We start from the raw sequence: 21,692 nt of genomic DNA, 5'->3' as shown, positions 1-21,692 counted from the left end.
CCTCTTACCAATGAATATATGGACTTGTCTACCTGCTCATGACGAAAATATATTTCCAAATCACTTAGTTGACCTCACACTAGGCTTATATTATAATGTCTAGGTACATGTTTTGCATGTATATCTTTTTTTAATGCAGTCGATTGGTGTATTCGGAGGGAGGGAAAGAGAATGTCAAAAACGGTCGTTAGAAAAAACGAATCGCTTGAAGATGCTCTTCGTCGCTTTAAACGCAGTGTATCCAAAACTGGAACATTGCAAGAAGCAAGAAAGCGTGAATTTTATGAAAAGCCTAGCGTAAAGCGTAAGAAAAAGTCTGAAGCTGCTAGAAAACGTAAATTCTAAAGAGGGTGGATTTTATGAGTCTTCTTGAGCAATTAAATTCTGATATGAAGCTTATGATGAAAAACCGTGAGAAAGACAAGCTTGTTGTCATTCGTATGGTAAAGGCTTCGCTGCAAAATGAAGCAATTAAGCTTAAGAAAGACAGTTTGACCGGCGATGAGGAACTAACCGTCCTTTCCCGCGAGATTAAGCAACGTAAAGACTCCCTCCATGAATTTTCGAAAGCTAATCGCTTAGATTTAGTAGATAAAGTTCAAAAAGAGATTGACATATTAGACGTTTATTTACCTGAACAGCTTTCTGAAGAAGAACTGCAAACGATCGTGAAAGAAACGATTACTGAAACAGGTGCTTCCTCGAAGGCTGATATGGGTAAAGTCATGAGCGCTATTATGCCAAAAGTAAAAGGTAAAGCTGATGGAGCTGTCATTAACAGACTTGTCAGCGAGCAGCTGTCTCAATAAAAAAGTATCCTTCTATTGTTAGAAGGGTACTTTTTTTATGCCCTCGTGATTCTGTCATATAAAAATGAAACCTATGATACATTTGTAACGTATGTAAAGGAACGGTAAAATGGAAGAAAGAGAGGAGGGATCACCAAATAGATGAAAAAAATAAAAATTTCTATTGCTCTCTTCAGTTGTTTTATAATATGCTTGTTATTAGGGGTTCAATTGACCGCGAAATCAGCAGATCAGAAAGTTCATGTTATCCCAATTGAAGATACAGTAGAAAAAGGACTTTCTAAATTCATTGAACGATCGTTTGAGCAGGCAAAGTCGGAACGGGCGAAGCATATTATTCTCGACATCAATACACCAGGTGGTGCAGTTGATGCAGCGCTTGAGATCGCAGATACGATTCGTGCTTCCGATATCCCAGTGACAGCATTTGTCAATCATAGAGCGCTTTCAGCGGGGGCATTCCTTGCATTAAATGCCGATCAAATTTATATGACCCCGAATGGAAAAATGGGGGCTGCTGCGATCATTGATGGAGAAGGCAATGCTGCCGATCAAAAATCTGAATCTCTATGGCTTGCTGAAATGAGTGATGCTGCTGAAAAGCAGGGGCGTGATCCAAAGTATGCTCTTGCCATGGCGGATATAGATATAGACGCAAAAGAAGCCGGTGCACCAAAAGGAGAATTGCTCACCTTCAATACAGACCGTGCGCTTCAATTCGGGTATGCAGAAGGGGAAGCAAAAAATATGGATGACTTGCTTCAGAAGCTGAAATTACAAGACGCTTCTGTTCAATACGATGAAGTGAGCTTTGCTGAAAAGGTTGCGCGTTTTCTTACGCACCCAATTGTCATTCCAATCCTTTTATCCATTGCAAGCTTAGGGTTAGTTGTTGAGCTCTATTCACCTGGCTTTGGGGTCCCGGGCACCATGGGAGTGACAGCGCTTCTTCTATTCTTTTATGGTCATCTCGTGGCAGGTTTTGCAGGATATGAGACGTTGTTCCTGTTTTTAGCAGGGATTGCACTCATCATTTTGGAATTGTTTTTGCCAGGGGGAATCGTAGGTGTCATTGGACTGATCTGTGTCGTTGTCAGCTTATTTTTAGCAGCTGGAAGCTTTACAGAAATGGCGATTTCCATCTTGATTGCCACTGCTGTTTCAATCATAGCAGTTATTTTATTGACAAAGGTGTTGGGGAAACGTATGAAATTCTTTAAAAAGTTCATTTTAACCGATTCAACCAATAAGGAAAGCGGTTATGTCTCAAATGAAACAAGAGAAGATCTTGTTGGGCAAATCGCAGTGACAGCCACTGCACTTCGTCCATCTGGTACGATCGTACTCGGAGATGAGCGCATTGATGTTGTGTCAGAAGGTGCATTTATCGATAAAGATGAACAAGTAAAAATTGTGAAAGCGGAAGGCTCACGCATTGTCGTGAGGAAAGTATAGATATACTGATTTTAGAGGAGGAATAAAATGGATCCATCTACTTTACTATTATTTGTGATTATCGCAGCAGGTTTGATTGTTCTATCGATCTTTTTCACCTTTGTACCGGTGATGCTGTGGATTTCTGCCCTAGCGGCTGGCGTAAAAGTGAGCATTTTTACACTTGTCGGAATGAGACTGCGCCGAGTGATTCCAAACCGAGTGGTCAACCCGCTCATCAAAGCACATAAAGCAGGTCTTGATGTGACGATTAACCAGCTGGAGAGCCACTATCTTGCAGGTGGTAACGTGGACAGAGTTGTGAACGCATTAATTGCAGCTCAACGCGCGAATATCGAATTGAACTTTGCCCGCTGTGCAGCCATCGACCTAGCAGGCCGTGACGTACTTGAAGCAGTTCAAATGAGTGTAAACCCTAAAGTCATTGAAACACCATTTATCTCTGGTGTTGCGATGGACGGGATTGAAGTCAAAGCAAAAGCACGTATTACAGTTCGTGCAAACATCGACCGACTTGTCGGTGGTGCAGGGGAAGAAACAATTATTGCCCGTGTAGGTGAAGGGATTGTCTCTACAATCGGTTCATCAGATAATCATAAAAAGGTTCTTGAGAATCCTGATATGATTTCTCAAACGGTTCTTGGGAAAGGATTAGATTCAGGTACTGCATTTGAAATTCTCTCGATTGATATCGCAGATGTTGATATCGGTAAGAACATCGGGGCAATTCTGCAAACAGACCAAGCAGAAGCAGACAAAAACATTGCACAGGCGAAAGCAGAAGAACGCCGCGCAATGGCTGTTGCCCAAGAACAAGAGATGCGTGCGAAAGTTGAAGAAATGCGCGCGAAAGTCGTTGAAGCAGAGGCTGAAGTACCACTTGCAATGGCTGAAGCATTACGTGAAGGCAATATTGGTGTCATGGACTACATGAATATTAAGAATATCGATGCTGATACGGATATGAGAGATTCATTTGGCAAAATGACAAAAGGTCCATCTGATAATGAAAACAAATAAGCATCCTCTCACGCTTTAAGGAGGGAGCCCATTGGACATTTTATTTGAAAATCCGCTACTAATTGCGATTATCATCGGTATCATCTCTGCCGTCTTTGGGAAGATCGGCAAACAAGAGGAGAACGAAGAGCAGAATCAGCAAAAGAAGCCCGCTCCTCAGCGTAAGCAGGTGCCCCAAAAGCAAACAAAGCAAACAAGTCCAGATCCAGTCGTGACCGATCAGCTGGACGATTTCGGCGATGTGCATGATCATGGCGGGATGAAGAAAAAAACTTCTCAGTCCTTACAAGATCGCTATACGGCTACACTTGCCGAAATGGAAGAAAGAAAAAACGAGCTGAACAAAGAGTTCCAATCGCTTGAAAGAGAGCTGACAAGGCCAAAGGCTGCATCTGCTGAAATGAGGCCAAAATTCATTGAGAAGCTGAACCAAGATACAATTGTTCAAGGAATGATCCTTGGAGAAGTATTTGGAGAGCCGCGCGCGAAAAAGCCGCACAGAACGATGAAACGGCCATATAAAAGATAAAGAAGAAAGCCCCCTTTTTCATAAAGGGGGGCTTTTTTTGCCTGATGACGATTTTTCTTAAAGAAAATGCTGAAAAGGCTATTTTACGGGATTCATTAGCATGATATGAACCCCTGAGGAATAGGATGATATAGAGGCTTTCTCATCAGTCTCACCATCTTTCAGTTTGATCTCATACACATGAGGTGGGAAGGGGTTCTTATTGAATGGGAAAAAGAAAAAATCGACTTAAAGCATGGCTGACAAGAACACTTGAAATCCCTCCAGACGTGATGATGGATCTTCCCCGTATTACGATGGTTGGCAGACTCCACATTTACATAGAGAACCATAAAGGGCTTTTGCTTTTCAGTGATCAAGAGGTAAGGCTGATGCTCAAACAGGGACAATGCATTATTTCAGGGAAAGATTTTGTGATTAAAACGATTTTGCCAGAAGAGATTTTATTAGAAGGGAAAATCGATGAGGTCCGTTATATTGATTCTTAACTGACGGAGGGGAGAAGCGTGAAGAATAAATGGTTCGCCTATTTTATTGGCAGAGTGGAAGTGGAGATCAAAGGAAATGGCATTGAGCGGCTCATTAATGAGTGCACGAGGCAGGGGATCACAATGTTTCAAGTGAGCCGCCGTCAAGACAGCGTGCGCTTATTTATTCGCTTATCAGATGTACATGCCTTCAGAAAGGTACGCAGACATCATGACGTGACATGTTCATTTCATCAAAAAAAGGGCTTTCCATTTCTACTCCTATGGTCAAGGAAGAATATCGGATTTACCCTTGGGATTGTATGCTTTCTAGTGACGATATTGGCGCTTTCAAACATGGTATGGAAAATTGATATTAAAGGAGCCAATCCAGAAACTGAACATCAAATGAGAAAGCATTTAGATGACATCGGGGTGCAAAAAGGACGTTTTCAATTTCTAATGGGAACACCTGAAAAAATTCAAAAATCCCTGACAACCAATATTCCAAGCATCACATGGGTCGGTGTAGAACTAAACGGCACAACCTTTCAAATGAAAGTTGTGGAAAAAAATGAACCTGAAAAAGAGAAATACACGAGTCCTCAGCATATCGTTGCCAAGAAAAAGGCTGTCATCACGAGAATGTATGTAGAAAAAGGGGAGCCGCTCGCCGCGGTTGATGAACATGTAAAGAAAGGACAGATGCTTGTCTCTGGACTCATTGGCAGCGAAGATCAGCAAAAAACGGTAGGAGCCAAAGCGAAAATCTATGGTGAAACGTGGTATCGTTCTGAAGTTTCTGTCCCTCTTCGAACATCTTTTGACGTCTTTACGGGTAAAATGAAGACAAAGCACAAGCTCTCCGCATTTGGAGGCTCACTGCCATTTTGGGGCTTTTCTTTTAAAAAGGATGATTTTAAGCAGCCAAAAACAGAAACAGAAGTTCATCCGCTTCATTTCTTAAACATGCAGCTCCCATTCTCTTATGAAAAGGAAATTACACGCGAAAGTGAGAAAATAAATCGAGAATACACAAATAAAGAAGCGGTTCAAGCAGGGATTAAAATGGGTAAAAAAGAATTAGAAGAGAAGCTAGGTCAAACAGGAGAGGTGAAAAGTGAAAAAGTTTTGCACGAGACAACAGGGAATGGTAAAGTTAAGTTAATCATCCTTTACCAAGTAATAGAAGATATTGTTCAACCAACACCTATTGTTCAGGGAGACTAGAGAATGACAGAACATTTACTTGAGATTCAACAAAAATTGGATAGCCCAAACGAAGCGATTGCTTTATTTGGCAATCAAGATGCTTATCTGAAACTAATGGAAAACGAGCTGAACGTCTCCATTATTACGCGTGGAGAAAAAGTGTATGTTTCTGGTGAGGAAGCATCAAGAGATACAGTAAGCCGTTTGATCACATCTCTTTTACATCTCATCCGTAAAGGAATTGAGATATCTGAACGGGATGTCGTCTATGCCATTAAAATGGCGCAAAAAAACAAGCTGAATTATTTTGAAAATATGTATGAAGATGAAATAACAAAAAATGCCAAAGGAAAATCGATCAGGGTGAAAACAATCGGCCAGCGGGAATATGCTGCGGCGATGAAAAAAGATGACCTGGTCTTTGGAATTGGACCCGCTGGTACAGGGAAGACGTATTTGGCAGTCGTCAATGCGGTCCATTCACTGAAAAATGGACATGTAAAACGGATTATCCTGACAAGACCAGCTGTTGAAGCAGGAGAGAGCCTTGGCTTTTTACCAGGTGATCTAAAGGAAAAAGTAGATCCTTATTTAAGACCACTATATGATGCCCTGCATGATGTGCTTGGCAGTGATCATACGGAACGTTTAATCGAGCGCGGCGTGATTGAAATAGCGCCCCTTGCCTATATGAGAGGCCGGACGCTTGATGATGCATTTGTGATTTTAGATGAAGCGCAGAATACAACACCTGCCCAAATGAAAATGTTTTTGACGAGACTTGGGTTTGGCTCTAAAATGGTCATTACAGGAGATATTACACAGATCGATCTGCCAAAGGGCATGCAGTCAGGTCTTGCGGCTGCAAAGGACATGCTTGCAGAGATCAAGGGCATCTCATTTATTGAATTAGACCAGACAGATGTGGTCAGACACCCGCTTGTGGCGAAGATCATTGGCGCATACGAAAAGCAAAAATGAACTGAGTGACCCGATCGTCTTCATCGGGTCATTTTGTTTCGATCGTGGTTTAAAGTAAAAAAGGAGGTACTTTCCTTGAGAAAGAATCAAAAAGGCAGTAAGCGCAAAAGAATGCTGTCTAAAAAAGAACCTCAGAAAATGGAGCGCTCACGTTATTTAAATGTTTTGCTGTACGCTGGTTTAGCAGCCATTTTATTCGTGGTGCTCTTCTTCCATGTAAAGCCTGAATCGCTCGACTTAGATTTATTTTCAGTGAGCGAACAGACCATCTATTCTCCGTCAACCGTTGATGATCAAGAAGCGACAGAAGAAAAGAAACAAGAAGCAACAGATCAGGTAGAAGATCAATATACGCTCAAAAAAGCGTATTCTGATAATCGCGTAGACCTCATCTCATCCCTCTTTGAAGCCATTAAAGAAGAGAAGAAAGCAGCTGATGATAAAGAGAACGCGCCATCAGATCAAGAAATGGTCAAGCGTGTCAAAGAAAAGCTCACAACAGATATGCAGGAGGCTGTTTCGGATCAATCCATCAAAGCACTGCTCCAGGCAAGTGATGAAAATCTCTCATTTACTAAGGATTCCATCATCACAGTGGTGAATTCACTGATGAGTAAAGAAATCACAGCAGCGAAATTACAAGATGAGAAAAAACAAGTCAAAACAGAGCTTAAAAACAATTCAATTCCATCAAAATACTTAAATGCAGCGACAGAAATCGGTGAATTTGCGATCATTCCAAACTATGTATTTGACCCAGTGGCAACAGAAAAGAAAAGACAGGAAGCGGCTGACAATATTCAGCCTGTGCAAATTAAGCAGGGGCAAATCTTAGTTGAAGAAGGAGAGCTCATCGACCGGGAAGTTTATCGCAAATTAGAACTGACGGGTCTGTTAAACAGCTCAAATTTATTTAAGCCTGTAAGTGGTCTCCTCATATTAATTGGACTTTTCTTAGCAGCGATTATTCATTCCCTTGAATCGAGGAAAAAATCGCTTGTCCATAAGAATAAGTCATTACTGCTTTACTCGCTTATTTTCACGATTATATTAATTATCATGGAAGTGTTCAGCCTCTTCCAGGAAACGAAGTATACGACGATAGGCTATGTCGTGCCAGTGGCACTTGGCACGATGCTGATCAAGCTGCTCATTAATGAGCGGTTAGCGATCTTCTCCGGTCTTGTATTTGCTCTTTGCGGCAGTATGATGTTTAATCAAGGAGTAACCGGCGTCTTTAACTATGTGATCTGCGCTTATTATCTTGTGAGCGGGATGGCTGGTATTTTATTTTTAAGAAAACATAATGCAAGATCAAAAATATTGCAGGCCGGACTTTTGGTGGCTTTGGTGAATGTACTTGTGGTTTTATCCATTACACTGATCCAAAACTCTTCACCATCAGGGCTTGAAATCGGTGTGAACCTCATGATGGCAATTGTGTCAGGGTTTGCATCATCTATCTTGGTCATTGGGTTAATGCCTGTTTTTGAGAGCATGTTTGGTATTCTTTCCACAATGAAACTGATTGAATTATCCAATCCAAATCATCCGCTGCTCAAAAAGATTTTAACCGAGACACCAGGTACATATCATCATAGTGTCATGGTGGCGAATTTAGCGGATGCTGCATGTGAAGCAGTCGGCGCAAATGGTCTTTTAGCAAGGGTCGGCGCTTATTATCATGACATTGGGAAAACGAAAAGACCGCAATACTTTATCGAAAACCAAATGAACATTGATAATCCGCATGACAAGCTTTCTCCTCAGCTGAGTAAAAATATTATTATTGCCCATACGACAGATGGCGCTGATATGCTGAGAGAAAAGAAGTTTCCTGAAGAACTTGTCGACATTGCCGAACAGCATCACGGGAAGTCTCTTTTAAAGTTCTTTTACTATAAGGCGAAAGAGCGTGATGATCAGGTGACAGAAGAAGAATTCCGTTACCCTGGTCCAAAGCCGCAGTCAAAAGAAGCAGCGATTATTTCTGTGGCTGACAGCGTTGAAGCGGCGGTTCGTTCCATGCATAATCCAAATCCAGAGCGGATTGAAAAGCTTGTCAAAGGCATTATTTCAGATAAAATGCAGGACGGGCAATTTAGTGAGTGTGACCTCACATTTAAAGAATTAAATATTATCAGCCAAACGATTTGTACAACATTAAAGGGGATTTTCCATTCTCGGATTGAATATCCAGATGCCCCGAAGCAGAAGGTGAAGTAAATGACATTGTTAATCGATTTAATAGATGAAACAGGACAAGTATCAAAAGAGCAGCTTGAAGAAGTGGAAAAGCTTCTTCAGTTTGCTGCGGACGAACTTGAGGTCAAGGATCAAGCGGAAGTATCAGTGACGATCGTTTCGAATGAAGAGATTCATCAAATCAATAAAGAATACCGCGGAAAAGACGCACCAACGGATGTGATCTCCTTTGCACTTGAGGAAGAAGGAGAAGGGGAGATTGAAATCATAGGAGCGGATGATATCCCGCCTGTACTTGGTGACATTATCATTAGTGTGGATCGAACGAAAGAGCAGGCAGAGGAATATGGACATTCCTTTATGAGAGAGCTTGGATTCTTAACGATTCATGGCTTCCTCCATTTGCTCGGGTACGATCATATGACAGAGGAAGATGAAAAAGAAATGTTCGCCAAACAGACAAAAATTTTGGATGATTATGGCCTTTCGAGATCATCGTAAGAAAAGAAGGCCGCTCGCCCGTTTTTTTCGGAGTTTTTACTATGCATTTAGAGGAATATGGCGAACTTTCTTGAATGAACGGAATTTTCGATTTCACACAGTCGCAGCCATCATCGTGGTGATCTGCGGCTTTTGGTTCCGCATTGACCCATTTGAATGGCTGATCGTTCTTCTTCTTTGCGGGGGGATGTTTGCGCTTGAACTTGTCAATACAGCCATTGAACATACAGTGGATCTGATGACAGAAGAAAGGCACCCGCTTGCAGAGAGAGCGAAGGACGCTGCGGCAGGCGCTGTTTGCGTTTACGCCGCGATTTCGGTTATGATTGGGTTGATCATCTTCTTACCGAAGATCATGCAATAGAACAATATTACTATTTATTAACATTTTTAGAAATGGGCGTGAAAATGTCACGTGAATTATGTAAAATATAAATGTGACAGTGGTACCATTTCTTCTGAAAGTGGGAACTAGGAATGAACAAACAAGAGTTGATTTCAGAAGCAATCAAAGCAAGAGATTTTGCATATGTACCCTATTCTAAATTCAAAGTCGGTGCAGCATTACTGTCGAATGATGGAAAAGTGTATGGCGGCTGCAACATTGAAAATGCAGCATATGGTATGTGTAATTGTGCGGAAAGGACAGCACTTTTTAAAGCCTATTCAGAAGGCATTACATCTTTTCAAATGTTAGCAGTGGTGGCTGATACAGACCGGCCTGTTTCGCCGTGCGGCGCATGCAGACAGGTCATTTCAGAGCTATGTGCACCTGATATGCCAGTGATTCTAACGAACTTAAAAGGCCATATATACGAAACAACAGTAAACGAACTATTGCCAGGCGCATTTTCACCGGAGGATTTAAATGACTAACGAAAGCTTCAAATCAGGATTTGTATCAATTATTGGAAGACCAAATGTAGGGAAATCAACTTTTCTTAATCGTGTCATTGGACAAAAGATCGCCATCATGAGCGATAAGCCCCAAACGACGCGAAACAAAGTGCAAGGTGTTCTGACAACAAACACATCACAAACGATCTTTATCGATACACCGGGGATTCATAAACCTAAGCATAAGCTTGGTGATTTTATGATGAGGGTGGCTCAAAATACACTGAAGGAAGTCGACCTGATCTTGTTTATGATCAACGCACAGGAAGGCTATGGCAAAGGTGATGAATTCATCATTGAACGACTAAAGCAAACGTCTACACCGGTGTTCCTAGTCGTCAATAAAATTGACCAAATTCATCCAGATGAACTGTTCCTTTTAATTGATGAATACCGCACACGTTATCCATTCAAGGAAATTGTGCCCATTTCAGCTCTTGAAGGAAACAATATCGACACACTTCTTCAGCAGATTGAAGGTTATCTTCCAGAAGGCCCTCAATTTTATCCGGCAGATCAAGTAACAGATCATCCAGAACGGTTTATTATTTCTGAATTAATTCGTGAAAAAGTGCTACATTTAACGAGAGAAGAGATTCCGCACAGTATTGCGGTTGCGATTGAATCGATTAAGCCAGATGAAAATGGCAAGATCCATGTCGCGGCGACCATTGTCGTAGAACGTGATTCGCAAAAAGGGATCGTCATTGGTAAACGAGGCAGCTTGTTAAAAGAAGTGGGACAAAAAGCGCGCAGAGACATTGAAGCACTTCTAGGCTCAAAAGTGTATTTAGAGCTTTGGGTCAAGGTTCAGAAGGACTGGCGTAATAAATCCACTCACCTGCGTGACTTCGGATTTAGAGAAGACGAATATTAAAAAATCGCTGCATTTGTCAGCTAATCTGACAATGGTGCGGCTCGATTAGTAAAAATTGTTTATCATGAAATGGAGGTAGCCTGGTCAAGATAAAATTAATATGTTGGATGTAGCGTTGCTGCTTCTAATAAAGAAAGGTGGGGTTTTTATGTTGAATTTTACATGGAACGTATTTTCACAAACAGGAAGCGTTGACACGTATCTGCTTTTCAAAGAGTTAGAAAAGGAGAACCTGGAAAGACCCGATGTACTTGAAGAAGAAATAGCACGATTTGATTTTCCAATCTTATAATTCTTGACCCCCTCCAGCGCTCGGAGTGTAGACAAATGCTCATTAAAAGTGAAGGAATCGTCCTTAGAACAACAGATTATGGCGAAACAAACAAAATTGTCACGCTGCTCACTAGAGAACATGGAAAAATTGGTGTGATGGCCAGAGGCGCTAAAAAATCAAACAGCCGCCTGTCAGCCATAAGCCAGCCGTTTTTATACGGCACCTTTCTCATCCAATCATCAACAGGACTTGGAACGCTCCAGCAAGGCGAAATGATTGAAAGTATGCGGGCCATTCGGGAAGACTTATTTCTCACCGCATATGCCGCATATATGACGGAATTGATGGATAAAGGGACAGAAGAAAAAAAGTCAAACCCTTATTTGTTTGAGCTTCTGCTTCAATCTCTGCGTCATCTCAACGAAGGCACAGATGCTGATATTATTTTATTTATCGTAGAGGTCAAAATGTTATCAGTGATGGGGATGAAGCCTGAACTTGATCAATGTGTCCACTGTGGTCAAAAAGAAGGGCAGTTCCATTTCTCGATAAGAGATAACGGCTTCATTTGCCAAAATTGTTTTTCGAAAGATCCATATAAACTGCCCTTATCCCCCGCAGCTGCAAGGCTGCTCCGTTTGTTTCATTATTTTGATTTATCAAGGCTTGGTCAGGTTGATGTGAAACAGCAGACGAAACAAGAAATTCGTCAAGTGCTTGATCACTACTATGACGAATATTCCGGCCTCTATTTAAAATCAAAAAAATTCATGAATCAGATGGAATCCATGAAAAAGCTAATGGGTGACGAAAACAAAAGTTGACATCTCCCATGACTTTTTGTAAGATCATCTAAGATAAAATATGTTGCATTGACAGAAAGAAGTACTTACGTAAAATCCATAAAAGCGACCTTAGGGCGGTGTGAGCTAAGGATGGAGGCGTAACGAAAGGCATTCTTGAGCAACGTAAAACAAAGCGGCTGGGTGCTACGACACCAGCAAATAGGGTGGAACCGCGGGAAAAAACTCTCGTCCCTATGTTTGCAAGAACCTTGCGAGCATAGAGACGGGAGTTTTTGTGTTCTCTTACAAGGTTCTAATCCCACCCGCCATACATAGCGGTTGGTCTAGAAAAGATGGAGGTGCGATCATTGAATATTCAAGACATGATTTTGACGCTGCAAAAGCATTGGTCAAATGAAGGGTGCGTATTAATGCAGGCGTATGACACAGAAAAAGGTGCCGGAACGATGAGTCCATACACGTTCCTCAGAAGCATCGGCCCAGAGCCGTGGAAGGTAGCATATGTAGAGCCTTCAAGACGCCCGGCTGATGGCAGATATGGAGAAAACCCAAATAGATTGTATCAGCATCACCAATTTCAAGTGATCATTAAGCCATCACCTGACAATATTCAAGAGCTATATCTTGAATCATTGAAGGCACTTGGCATTGACCCGCTGAAACATGATATTCGTTTTGTGGAAGACAACTGGGAAAATCCATCTCTTGGCTGTGCAGGACTTGGCTGGGAAGTATGGCTTGATGGGATGGAAATTACGCAGTTCACGTATTTCCAACAAGTCGGCGGCTTAGAATGTAAGCCCGTTTCTGTTGAAATCACATACGGTATTGAACGTCTTGCTTCTTACATCCAGGACAAAGAAAATGTCTTCGATCTTGAATGGACAGACGGATTTACGGTCAGAGATTTATTCTTAATGGCTGAATACGAGCACTCTGTTTATACATTTGAAACATCTAATACTGACATGCTGTTCGAGCTATTTACAACCTATGAGAAAGAAGCACATAGCCAAATGGACAAAGGGCTTGTTCACCCGGCATACGATTATGTCCTCAAATGCTCTCATACGTTTAACCTGCTCGATGCAAAGGGTGCTATTTCTGTGACTGAGCGAACTGGTTATATCGGAAGAGTGCGTCAGTTAGCAAGAAAAGTAGCCAAAACCTATTATGAAGAACGCGAAAAACTGGGATTCCCTATGCTAAAAGAGGAGGCGGCTTCTCATGAATAAACAAGATGTATTACTTGAAATCGGCTTAGAAGAGATGCCGGCTCGTTTCATGCCAGAGAGCACAAAACAGCTGGGTGAAAAAGTAAAAGCATGGTTTGAAACGCAAAATATTTCATTTGAAGAGACTGCTTTATTTAACTCACCTAGACGTCTTGCTGTACTTGTGAAAGGTGTCGCAGAAAAACAAGAAGACATCAAAGAAGAAGCAAAAGGGCCGGCTAAAAAAATTGCCCAAGATGCTGAAGGCAATTGGACAAAAGCAGCTGAAGGCTTTGCCAGAGGACAAGGTGCTTCAACAGATGATCTCTATTTCAAAGAGATCAAAGGAGTGGATTATGTCCATGTCCAAAAATTTCAAGAAGGAAAGCAAGTCAAAGACCTTCTGCCAGCGTTAGGTGAAATCGCTGCTTCATTAAGCTTTCCAAAGAACATGAGATGGGGAAGCGAGGATTTACGCTATATCCGTCCGATTAAATGGATTGTTTGTTTATTTGGAAAAGAGATTGTACCTGTTGAAATTGCTGGGGTGAAAAGCGGCCGTGAGACTAGAGGACACCGTTTCCTTGGAACGACAGCCAGCATTGACACACCTGCTTCCTATGAACAAACATTGCGCGATCAATTTGTGATTGCAGACTCAGAGAAAAGAAAACAATTCATTACTGAACAGCTAGATGCGCTATCTACAGAAAAAGGCTGGGTCATTCCTGTTGATCCTGAACTTTTAGAAGAAGTGAACGATCTTGTAGAATATCCAACTGTGCTGTCTGGTTCCTTTGAAGAAGAGTTTCTTGCATTGCCGGAAGAAGTATTGGTGACGACAATGAAAGAGCATCAGCGCTACTTCCCTGTGAAAAATGAGCAAGGGGAATTATTACCGCACTTTATTACAGTCAGAAATGGAAACAGTGAGGCGCTGGAAAATGTCGCAAGAGGGAATGAAAAAGTACTTCGTGCGCGTTTATCAGATGCTGCATTCTTCTATAAAGAAGACGAAAAACTAGTGATTGAAGACAATATTAAAAAGCTTGATAAAGTGGTATTCCATGAGAAACTTGGAACAATCGGCGACAAGCTGAAGAGAGTGACAGACATTGCAACTCGTCTAGCGGCGCATGTCGGAGCAGATGACGAAACCACTAAACGTGTGGCGAGAGCAGCAAGTATTTCGAAGTTTGACCTTGTGACTCAAATGGTCTATGAATTCCCAGAATTACAAGGAATCATGGGTGAGAAATATGCAAGAGCTCTTGGTGAACATGAAGAAGTAGCAAGAAGCATCAACGAGCACTATATGCCGCGCTTTGCTGGTGACGAGGCGCCATCCACTTTGATTGGTGCGATTGTGGCAGTAGCAGATAAGCTTGATTCTATTTGTTCATTCTTCTCAATTGATGTGATCCCAACGGGTTCTCAAGACCCTTATGGTCTTAGAAGACAAGCGAGCGGTATCGTTCAAATCCTGCTCGACCGTCATTGGAATATTTCATTTAAAGAGCTGTTAGCACTTGCTCAAGTAAAGGCAGAACATGAAGCTGCTCTGATTGAATTTTTAACGCATCGTTTAAAATATGTTCTTCAAGCAGAGCATATCCGCCATGATGTTGTTGATGCAGTGCTGGATGTTGAAAATATTGAGCCATATGCAGTCGTCAAAAAAGCAGCTGTTCTTGAAGAGAGTGTGAAACAAGAAAGCTTCAAAGAAACGGCTGAAGCATTGGGGCGCGTCATTTCAATCAGTAAAAAAGGGGAAGACGCAGAGATTCAGCCTGAACTGTTTGAAAATGAACATGAGCAAAAGCTGTTTGAGGCGTATCAGCAAGTAGAGAAAGCTGTAAAGGAACATGTAGCAGCAGGACAATACAGCTTGGCACTTGAGGCGCTTGATACGTTAAAAACACCGATTGTTCATTATTTCGATCATACAATGGTTCATGCGGATGATGAGAAACTGAAGCGAAATCGTTTGGCACAAATGGTCAAACTAGCCAAAGTCATTCAATCATTTGCGAATATGAACAATTTAATTGTAAAATAAATACCTAAGAACGGTTGCCTTTTCCGAAGGGCAATCGTTTTTTACTCATTTAATTCACGGTTTTTGAGTGGATTTTTGTTTCATTCGGACAAAGATGCGCTATAATATGATGAGTTATGAAAATGATATACATAAAATAAAGATTTCGCTCTCTCTATTTAAAGGTGGTGAGTACAATCGAGTTAAATAAACGGCAAGAGCAGATTTTACAGATTGTCAAAGAGAATGGTCCGATCACTGGAGAGCATATCGCCGATCGGCTGAACTTAACAAGGGCGACCCTCAGACCGGATTTAGCCATTTTAACAATGTCAGGCTTTTTAGAAGCAAGACCAAGGGTCGGCTACTTTTTCACAGGAAAAACAGGCACGCAGCTTCTCGCAGATAAGCTGAAAAAACTTCAAGTGAAAGACTTTCAATCCATTCCAGTGGTGATACATGAGAATGTTTCGGTTTATGATGCGATTTGTACGATGTTTTTAGAGGATGTGGGCACATTATTCGTTGTGGACGATCACTCTATTTTAACAGGCGTGTTATCAAGAAAAGACCTCCTCCGTGCAAGTATAGGGAAACAGGAGCTTCCATCTATCCCTGTCCATATTATTATGACAAGAATGCCGAACATCACCGTTTGCCGCAAGGAAGATTTCATTATGGATGTGGCGAAGCACTTGATTGAAAAGCAAATAGATGCACTTCCTGTGATAAAAGATACGGATAAAGGTTTTGAAGTGGTCGGAAGAATTACGAAAACAAACATGACGAAAATACTTGTCAGCTTATCGGAGAACGAAATAATCTAATGACAGAAGACTGCGAGGGGATGTTATGAGTAATCGCGTAATTTTTGTGGTATCAGATTCAGTTGGAGAAACGGCAGAGCTCGTGGTCAAAGCGGCACTTAGCCAATTTGATGGCGGCTCATCAGACCATTCAAATATTAGAAGAATCCCGTATGTAGAGGATGTTGGTACGATTAAAGAAGTCATTTCACTGGCGAAAGCAGATAATGGGATCGTCTGCTTTACTCTTGTTGTGCCAGAAATGCGCCAATTCTTAATCGAGGAAGCAGAAGCAAACGGTGTCGTTTATTATGACATCATCGGTCCGCTCATTGATAAAATGGAGACGGCATATGGAAATGAAGCGAAACATGAGCCGGGTCGTGTACGTCAATTAGATGAGGACTATTTTAAAAAGGTAGAAGCCATCGAGTTCGCTGTGAAATACGATGACGGCAGAGACCCTAGAGGTATTCTAAAGGCTGATATTGTACTCATTGGTGTATCACGCACGTCTAAGACACCATTATCTCAATATTTGGCACATAAACGGCTGAAGGTAGCGAACGTGCCAATTGTACCTGAAGTTGATCCGCCAGAAGAATTATTTTCAGTTGATCCGAAGAAATGTATCGGTTTGAAAATTAGTCCAGACAAACTAAATCATATTCGCAAAGAGCGTTTGAAATCTCTTGGTTTAAATGATCGCGCTATTTATGCGAACATTGAGCGGATTAAAGAGGAACTAGAGTATTTTGAAAAAGTGGTTGACCGCATTAACTGTCAAGTCGTTGATGTATCGAATAAAGCAGTTGAGGAAACGGCAAATGTCATTCATCAAATGCTGACCAAAAGAGGTTCCGAATAAACTCAGGATGCTCCTCCTGGGTTTTTCCTATGGCGGGAAACGGGTAAACAAAAACAATGGCATATTTGCTGTATTTGTATTATAATAAAAAATTGTGATAAAATGATTGATTTTAGGTTTAAGTTAAGTCAAGAACGAATAAACTAATATTGGCAGAAGTCAAGTGATTCTGAACATAACTTTTCGACAAAATGAGTTTTACTGTTGATTGCTTTATAGGGGAAAAGTATGGTCTTTTTGCTTCTCTAAAGCAGGAATAAGGTGGAGGGATGGAGAATTAGTCACCTGAATGAACGTAAAAAAGAGAGGACGATTTATGTCGATGCAGATGCTTGTCCTGTAAAAGACGAAATCCTTTCTGTCGCATCTCAATTTCAAGTACCAGTGACGTTCATTGCTTCATATGAGCATTTTCAAACCAAAAGATCTCCACTTGAAGATTGGCGGTTTGTAGATACACATAAGGAAGCAGCGGATTTAGTCATTGCAAACTCAGCTGCCGCACATGATATTGTCGTCACCCAAGATATTGGTCTTGCCTCCTTACTGCTTCCGAGACAGGTCATTGTTCTGTCTGAAAGAGGACGAATGTACACAAACGAAACAATTGATTTTGATTTGGAACGCAGGCATGTTTCCAGCAAACAGCGAAGAAAAGGTGTATACGGAAAAGGTCCCAAAAAGCTTTTAGAAGAGGATAAGAAGCGATTTATGGCGCAACTACAAAAAATCCTGTCGAATCATGAAGGATTTTTAAATTAAAAGGCGAATAATGTACGACGGAGTGTTATTAGGATGAGCAAACGTATACCAGATGAACTTTTGGAGCAGATCCAAAAAAACGCAGACATTGTCGAAGTGATTGGAGAATACGTACAGCTTAGAAAGCAAGGTCGAAATTACTTCGGTCTTTGTCCATTCCATGGTGAAAATACTCCTTCATTCTCTGTTTCAGCAGATAAGCAAATCTTCCATTGTTTTGGCTGTGGTGCAGGAGGCAATGTGTTTTCGTTCCTCAGACAAATGGAAGGCTACTCATTTATTGAAGCCGTTTCACATGTGGCTGATAAGTACCATATTGATCTGCCTGATCAGGTGGCGAATGCTCAGATGAGTTCCTCTCAGCAAGAGGACACTGCAGATCATAAAATGATTGAGGCCCATGAGCTTCTTAAGAAATTTTACCACCATTTGCTGGTAAATACAAAGGAAGGTCAAAACGCACTCGATTATTTACGGTCCAGAGGCTTTACGGATGAAACAATTGCCAAGTTTGAGATCGGGTATGCTCTTGATTCTTGGGATTTCGTGACCAAGTTTTTAGAAAAACGAGGATTTGATCCTGTGATGATGGAGAAGGCTGGTCTTTTGATTCAACGTGAAAACGGCACAGGCTTTTTTGACCGCTTTAGAGATCGTGTCATGTTTCCCATTCATGATCATCATGGAACGGTCATCGCTTTTTCCGGAAGATCGCTTGGTGATCAGCAGCCTAAATATATGAATAGTCCTGAAACGCCGCTTTTTCATAAAAGTAAGCTGCTTTATCACTTTCATGACGCACGTATGCATATTCGCAAACGCGAACGGGCGGTTCTTTTTGAAGGATTTGCAGACGTCATCTCAGCTGTTACATCAGGTGTCGGTGAAAGTGTTGCAACAATGGGTACGTCTCTTACAGAAGAGCACGTAAAGCTTCTCAGGCGGAACGTAGAAGAGATCATCCTTTGCTATGACTCTGATACGGCCGGATACGAAGCGACCATGAAAGCATCAGATTTGCTTGGAAAAAGAGGATGTAAAGTTCGCGTTGCCATGATACCAGATGGACTTGATCCAGATGATTACATTCGTAAATATGGCGGCGAGAAATTTAGGAATGACATCATAGATGCAAGTGTGACATTAATGACGTTTAAGATGAATTTTTTCCGAAGAGGAAAAAACTTATCAGACGAAGGAGACCGTCTTACTTATATGAAGCAGGTTCTCCGAGAAATCAGCCGGTTAAACGGCTCTTTGGAGCAAGAGATTTACATGAAACAGCTTGCTGGGGAGTTTTCGATCTCACTTGATTCATTAAAAGAACAACTGGAGCTGTTTGAAAAACAGCAGCGGCAAGAAACCAAAAGCACGCAGGAAGAAAACGGGCTTGAAAAACGACGTGCACATCTGTCAACACAAGTGAGAAGAAAGCGTCTGCGGCCGGCATATGAAAATGCAGAGCGAATGCTGCTTGCTCATATGTTAAAAAGCGATGACGTGATCCGCAAAGTACTTGACAGAATCGGGATTGAATTTAATATAGATTCGCACAGGGCGCTGGCAACGTACATTTATGCCTTGTATGAAGAAGGCAAAGAACCAACGCCGCAGCACCTGATGAACCGGATAGAAGATGATGTCATGAATCAGCTGTTGACGGATATATTGATGATTCAAGTCGGAGACGAACTAAGTGAAGCTGAATTAAGTGATTATGTAAAAAAAGTGTTGAATCATCGGAATTTGTCAATGATAAAGGAAAAAGAACTAGAACGTGCAGAAGCGGAGAGGCAAAAAGATTTCTTCAAAGCGGCAACACTTGCAAAAGAAATTATTCAGTTGAACCGTTCGCTGAAGTAATACGTCTATTATTAATGACAGGACTTACGGCTGGCAATGAATCCTTTACGGGAGGAGCATAAGACCGCAAGCATCTTGCCTTCATCATTATTTATTTTATTTCCTATTTGCTTCGTCATCTGTTTGATAGAGAGAGAAAAGCAGGGCGGAAGTAAATCGCAAGTTACTTTAGAATTCGTTGCAAGCTTTGGAAGGAGGGATCCATAATGGCTGATAAACAAGCCCACGAAACCGAAACTGAATTAACCTTTGAACAGGTGAGAGATAAGCTCACTGAAACGGGTAAAAAACGGGGCGTTTTAACATACGAAGAAATTGCAGAGCGTATGTCTAGCTTTGAAATTGAATCAGACCAAATGGATGAATACTATGAATACTTAGGCGAACAGGGTGTAGAGCTCATTAGTGAAAACGAAGAGACAGAAGACCCAAATGTTCAGCAGCTGGCTAAAGCAGAAGAAGAATTTGACCTGAATGATTTAAGCGTACCACCAGGTGTCAAAATCAATGATCCTGTTCGTATGTACTTAAAAGAAATCGGACGCGTCAATTTGTTATCTGCTAAAGAAGAAATTACGTATGCTCAAAAGATCGAAGAGGGCGATGAAGAATCAAAAAGAAGATTAGCGGAAGCGAACCTTCGTCTCGTTGTCAGCATTGCGAAACGCTATGTCGGTCGTGGTATGCTATTCCTTGACTTGATTCAAGAAGGAAACATGGGTCTGATGAAGGCGGTTGAGAAGTTTGATTACCGCAAAGGATATAAATTCTCAACATATGCGACTTGGTGGATTAGACAGGCGATCACACGTGCGATTGCCGATCAGGCGAGAACAATCCGGATCCCGGTTCATATGGTGGAAACGATTAATAAATTGATCCGTGTTCAAAGACAGCTTCTGCAAGACCTAGGCAGAGAACCAACGCCTGAGGAAATTGCTGAAGACATGGATTTAACGCCAGAAAAGGTAAGAGAGATTCTTAAAATTGCGCAAGAGCCTGTATCTTTAGAAACACCTATTGGTGAAGAAGATGACTCGCATCTTGGTGATTTTATCGAAGACCAAGAGGCGACATCTCCATCTGACCACGCTGCGTACGAACTCTTAAAAGAGCAGCTTGAAGATGTATTAGACACGCTGACGGACCGTGAAGAAAATGTGCTAAGACTACGTTTCGGACTAGACGACGGAAGAACTCGCACGTTAGAAGAGGTTGGAAAGGTGTTCGGCGTAACAAGAGAGCGTATCAGACAAATTGAAGCGAAAGCTCTTCGTAAATTAAGACACCCAAGCAGAAGTAAACGATTAAAAGACTTCTTAGAGTAGAAACCGGACGGATCTTGAAAGAGATCCGTTCTTTCTTATCAAAAATGAAAACGCTTTTTTTCAATCTGATTATATTTTACTGAATAACAAATGAATTTGCAACGTTCTTAGAAAAAAGATGTATAAAAAATACATCTAAATGTGCTGAAGACTTCATTTCTCATCTACAATCATTTTTGTCTAATCTGTGAACTTGACCAAAGTTTTGTATCATAATTCGTTTACTTTTTGTAAAATTAAAGTAGAATTAGAATTGTTTGCATAGTCTCAAAGGGGTTTTCACAAAGGGGAGGATGAAAGAAATGAAACGGAATCCACTTATACCATTTTTATTGATTGCCATTTTAGGTATTGGACTCACTTTTTTCTTATCAATGAAGGGGCTGAAAGATGAAGAAAAAATTGCCTCTGGGGGCAAAGAGCAAAAGCAAGAAGAGACAGCAAATGCAACGCCGGAAGAATTGTATAAGCAGAACTGCATAAGCTGTCACGGGGAAAACTATGAAGGCGGCGCAGGTCCTGCATTAAAAGGTGTTGGAGACAAGCTTGAAGTAGCTGACATCAAGAAGAAAATTCAAGAAGGCGGCAACGGGATGCCAGGCGGGCTGATTCCAAATGAAAAGCTCGATGAAATGGCGGAATGGGTGTCTAAAATTAAATAATCTTACACAAAAAGCTCTTTTTCAAAAGAAGAGCTTTTTTCATTTGAAAACGACTTTTAAAAAGTCCATAATTTATATAAGATAGACAAGTATGAACATTAAAGAAAAGTAGTGATAC

General features: G+C 41.3%; 23 protein-coding genes. All 23 read left to right on the top strand.

Translation table 11 applies throughout. The annotated features are described in order from the left end of the window. The first annotated feature begins 171 nt into the window (after positions 1-171). The 23 genes from rpsU to cccA all read left to right on the top strand — a co-directional run bounded on the left by rpsU (position 172) and on the right by cccA (position 21,574). Positions 172-345: a 30S ribosomal protein S21 gene (gene rpsU, locus NSS80_RS12765; RefSeq protein WP_003152957.1), complete on the top strand. Its 174-nt coding sequence runs from the start codon at positions 172-174 to the stop codon at positions 343-345. Between the two features lie 14 nt (positions 346-359). Beyond that, positions 360-809: a GatB/YqeY domain-containing protein gene (locus NSS80_RS12760; RefSeq protein WP_024423028.1), complete on the top strand. Its 450-nt coding sequence runs from the start codon at positions 360-362 to the stop codon at positions 807-809. A gap of 141 nt (positions 810-950) precedes the next feature. Beyond that, entirely contained in the window at positions 951-2,264 is a 1,314-nt protein-coding gene (locus NSS80_RS12755; RefSeq protein ID WP_317221930.1) for a nodulation protein NfeD, read from the top strand. Between the two features lie 27 nt (positions 2,265-2,291). Continuing rightward, positions 2,292-3,284 carry a flotillin-like protein FloA gene (floA, locus tag NSS80_RS12750; protein WP_024423026.1) on the top strand — a complete coding sequence of 331 codons (993 nt, stop codon included), beginning with the start codon at positions 2,292-2,294 and terminating at the stop codon, positions 3,282-3,284. Positions 3,285-3,315: 31 nt separating this feature from the next. Further along, positions 3,316-3,813 carry a hypothetical protein gene (locus NSS80_RS12745; RefSeq protein WP_024427958.1) on the top strand — a complete coding sequence of 166 codons (498 nt, stop codon included), beginning with the start codon at positions 3,316-3,318 and terminating at the stop codon, positions 3,811-3,813. A gap of 206 nt (positions 3,814-4,019) precedes the next feature. After that, positions 4,020-4,301 carry a sporulation protein YqfC gene (yqfC, locus tag NSS80_RS12740; protein WP_012010618.1) on the top strand — a complete coding sequence of 94 codons (282 nt, stop codon included), beginning with the start codon at positions 4,020-4,022 and terminating at the stop codon, positions 4,299-4,301. Between the two features lie 18 nt (positions 4,302-4,319). Continuing rightward, positions 4,320-5,510 (top strand): sporulation protein YqfD, encoded by a 1,191-nt coding sequence (yqfD, locus tag NSS80_RS12735; protein ID WP_024427959.1) that lies wholly within the window; start codon positions 4,320-4,322, stop codon positions 5,508-5,510. 3 nt (positions 5,511-5,513) lie between these two features. Beyond that, positions 5,514-6,473, top strand: coding sequence for a PhoH family protein (locus NSS80_RS12730; RefSeq protein ID WP_024423023.1), 960 nt, complete (start codon positions 5,514-5,516; stop codon positions 6,471-6,473). A 111-nt stretch (positions 6,474-6,584) separates the two neighbouring features. Next, positions 6,585-8,699: an HD family phosphohydrolase gene (locus NSS80_RS12725; RefSeq protein WP_164512169.1), complete on the top strand. Its 2,115-nt coding sequence runs from the start codon at positions 6,585-6,587 to the stop codon at positions 8,697-8,699. Next, entirely contained in the window at positions 8,700-9,179 is a 480-nt protein-coding gene (gene ybeY, locus NSS80_RS12720; protein ID WP_024423021.1) for an rRNA maturation RNase YbeY, read from the top strand. After that, positions 9,157-9,543 (top strand): diacylglycerol kinase family protein, encoded by a 387-nt coding sequence (locus NSS80_RS12715; RefSeq protein WP_024423020.1) that lies wholly within the window; start codon positions 9,157-9,159, stop codon positions 9,541-9,543. Before ybeY ends, NSS80_RS12715 begins: the two co-directional genes overlap by 23 nt. 113 nt (positions 9,544-9,656) lie before the next feature. Continuing rightward, a complete protein-coding gene (locus tag NSS80_RS12710) occupies positions 9,657-10,055 on the top strand; it encodes a cytidine deaminase (RefSeq protein WP_008356263.1) in 399 nt (132 codons plus the stop codon). Next, positions 10,048-10,953, top strand: a complete 906-nt coding sequence (era, locus tag NSS80_RS12705) for a GTPase Era (RefSeq protein WP_007501305.1) — start codon at positions 10,048-10,050, stop codon at positions 10,951-10,953. The genes NSS80_RS12710 and era overlap by 8 nt, the downstream gene beginning before the upstream one ends. Positions 10,954-11,101: 148 nt before the next feature. Then, complete coding sequence (locus tag NSS80_RS12700) at positions 11,102-11,245, top strand: YqzL family protein (RefSeq protein ID WP_003217288.1); 144 nt, start codon at positions 11,102-11,104, stop codon at positions 11,243-11,245. A gap of 35 nt (positions 11,246-11,280) precedes the next feature. After that, a complete protein-coding gene (recO, locus tag NSS80_RS12695; RefSeq protein ID WP_101676866.1) occupies positions 11,281-12,051 on the top strand; it encodes a DNA repair protein RecO in 771 nt (256 codons plus the stop codon). 329 nt (positions 12,052-12,380) lie between these two features. Further along, positions 12,381-13,268 (top strand): glycine--tRNA ligase subunit alpha, encoded by an 888-nt coding sequence (gene glyQ / locus NSS80_RS12690; RefSeq protein WP_012010611.1) that lies wholly within the window; start codon positions 12,381-12,383, stop codon positions 13,266-13,268. Continuing rightward, complete coding sequence (gene glyS / locus NSS80_RS12685; RefSeq protein ID WP_024423018.1) at positions 13,261-15,306, top strand: glycine--tRNA ligase subunit beta; 2,046 nt, start codon at positions 13,261-13,263, stop codon at positions 15,304-15,306. Before glyQ ends, glyS begins: the two co-directional genes overlap by 8 nt. A 167-nt stretch (positions 15,307-15,473) precedes the next feature. Then, a complete protein-coding gene (locus NSS80_RS12680) occupies positions 15,474-16,112 on the top strand; it encodes a helix-turn-helix transcriptional regulator (RefSeq protein ID WP_024423017.1) in 639 nt (212 codons plus the stop codon). Between the two features lie 25 nt (positions 16,113-16,137). Beyond that, entirely contained in the window at positions 16,138-16,959 is an 822-nt protein-coding gene (locus NSS80_RS12675; RefSeq protein WP_008342399.1) for a pyruvate, water dikinase regulatory protein, read from the top strand. 261 nt (positions 16,960-17,220) lie between these two features. Then, positions 17,221-17,721, top strand: a complete 501-nt coding sequence (locus NSS80_RS12670; RefSeq protein ID WP_024423016.1) for a YaiI/YqxD family protein — start codon at positions 17,221-17,223, stop codon at positions 17,719-17,721. Between the two features lie 33 nt (positions 17,722-17,754). Beyond that, a complete protein-coding gene (gene dnaG, locus NSS80_RS12665; RefSeq protein WP_024423015.1) occupies positions 17,755-19,584 on the top strand; it encodes a DNA primase in 1,830 nt (609 codons plus the stop codon). Between the two features lie 206 nt (positions 19,585-19,790). Next, the gene (gene rpoD / locus NSS80_RS12660) at positions 19,791-20,912 is read left to right on the top strand and encodes an RNA polymerase sigma factor RpoD (protein ID WP_008342392.1); all 1,122 of its coding nucleotides are present in this window, start codon (positions 19,791-19,793) and stop codon (positions 20,910-20,912) included. Positions 20,913-21,214: 302 nt separating this feature from the next. Next, positions 21,215-21,574, top strand: coding sequence for a cytochrome c550 (gene cccA / locus NSS80_RS12655; protein ID WP_024423014.1), 360 nt, complete (start codon positions 21,215-21,217; stop codon positions 21,572-21,574). Positions 21,575-21,692 lie beyond the last annotated feature (118 nt).

The sequence above is a fragment of the Bacillus sp. FSL M8-0350 genome, from assembly GCF_038593345.1.
GTDB lineage: Bacteria > Bacillota > Bacilli > Bacillales > Bacillaceae > Bacillus > Bacillus safensis.
This window is presented reverse-complemented; position numbering and strand designations above follow the sequence as displayed.